The sequence below is a fragment of the Streptomyces sp. B1866 genome (assembly GCF_031932565.1).
Lineage (GTDB): Bacteria > Actinomycetota > Actinomycetes > Streptomycetales > Streptomycetaceae > Streptomyces.
In genome coordinates this window covers 1-1,865 of sequence record NZ_JAVSCF010000486.1, presented here as the reverse complement: position 1 = coordinate 1,865, position 1,865 = coordinate 1, and the positions used below count along the sequence as shown (strand labels likewise).

Annotated in this window: 1 protein-coding gene; it reads right to left on the bottom strand. The window is 76.1% G+C overall.

What is annotated here, in order from left to right:
• A partial coding sequence (locus tag RKE29_RS29675) for an SDR family NAD(P)-dependent oxidoreductase (RefSeq protein WP_312008807.1) occupies positions 1–1,865 on the bottom strand: 1,865 nt, incomplete at both ends.

Sequence of the window (1,865 nt, the reverse complement as noted above, 5' to 3'; positions counted from 1 at the left end):
CCACCGACGTACCGGCCAGCCCCTCGGCCCGGCGGTGCCAGGCCAGCGCGTCGAGGAACGCGTTCGCCGCCGCGTAGTTGGCCTGCCCGGCGCCGCCCAGGGCGCCCGACACGGAGGAGAACAGAACGAACGCCGACAGTCCGGCCTCGCGGGTCAGCTCGTGGAGGTTCCAGGCGGCGTCCACCTTCGGCCGCAGCACCCGCTCCACCCGCTCCGGCGTCAGCGCGCCGAACACGCCGTCGTCCAGTACGCCCGCCGAGTGCACGACGCCGCTGAGCGGACGCCGAAGGCCCGCCAGCAGGTCCGCGAGCGCGGCGCGGTCGGCGGCGTCGGCGGCGGCGAACGCCACCCTGGCCCCCAGCTCCTCCAACTCCGCGACCAGCTCGGCCGCGCCGGGCGCGTCGGCGCCGCGACGGCTGAGCAGGAGCAGGTCCCGCACGCCGTGCGCCGAGACGAGATGACGCGCCACCAGACCGCCCAGCGCACCGGACGCACCCGTCACCAGCACGGTGCCACCGGCCAGCGAAAGCGGCTCGTCTTCGGGCTTGTCGGCCGGGGCCAGGCGGGGGACGAGGACGGCGTCGCCGCGTACGGCCGCCTGCGGCTCACCCGAGGCGACGACCGCCGCGAGAACACCGAGGTCGGTTTCCGGTACGGACGGGTCGAGGTCGACCAGCACCAGCCGGTCGGGGTTCTCCGTCTGCGCCGACCGCAGCAGACCCCACACCGCCGCCCCGGCAAGATCCCGTACGGCCCCGCCGTCACCGACCGCCACCGCACCCCGCGTCACCACCACCAGACGCGCATCCGTCAGCCCGTCCTGTGCGAGCCATGCCTGCGCCGTCTCCAGCGCCCACGCCACACCCGCCCGCACCCGGACCGGCGTCTCACCCTCCACCACCTCGGGCACCACCGCCAGCACCGCACCACCCGGGGCAGCGGACTCGGCGAGCGCCGCGACATCGGCGAAGGTGTCGAGGCCGGTGCCCGCGTCGTCGCCCAGGGCCGCCCAGGCGCCGGGCTCGGCGGCGGTGGCCGCCACGGGGGTCCAGCGGATGTCGGTGAGCGCGCCGGGAGCGGTCGGGGCGGCGGCCCGCAGCTGCTCCGGAGTCACCGCGCGCAACGCCAGCGAGTCCACCGACGCCACCGGCTGCCCCGCGCCGTCGACCACCCGCAGGGACACCGCGTCGGTACCCGCCGGGGCCAGTACGACCCGTACCGCGCCCGCCCCGACGGCGAACAGCCGCACCCCGCTCCACACGAACGGCAGCCGCGTGGCCGTCTCGTCCTCCGGCAGCGCACCCAGCCCGATCGCATGCAGTGTCGCGTCCAGCAGCGCCGGATGCAGGCCGAACGACCCGGCCGACTCCGCCGCCTCCGAGTCCAGGGCCACCTCGGCGAACACCTCACCGCCGCGCCGCCACACCGACCGCAGCCCCTGGAACGCCGGACCGTACCCGAACCCCAGACCCGCCAGCACCTCGTACCGGTCACCGATCCCCACCGGCTCCGCACCCACCGGCGGCCACACACCGTCGGCCAGGACGTTCTCCTCGGGGGCCTCGGGCCGGGCCGGGCTCAGCGTGCCGGAGGCGTGCCGGGTCCAGGGCGCGTCGGGGTCGCCGTTCTCGGTACGGGAGTAGATGCCGACCGGGCGCCGGGCGTCCTCCTCGGCGGCGCCGACGACGACCTGCACCTGGACGGCGCCGGAGTCCGGCACGACGAGCGGAGCCTCCTGGGTCAGCTCCTCCAGCACGGTGGTGCCGGTGTGGTCGGCGGCGTGGAGGGCGAGTTCGACAAAGGCCGTGCCCGGCAGCAGCACCGAACCCAGCACCACGTGATCCGCCAGCCACGGATGCGTCTCC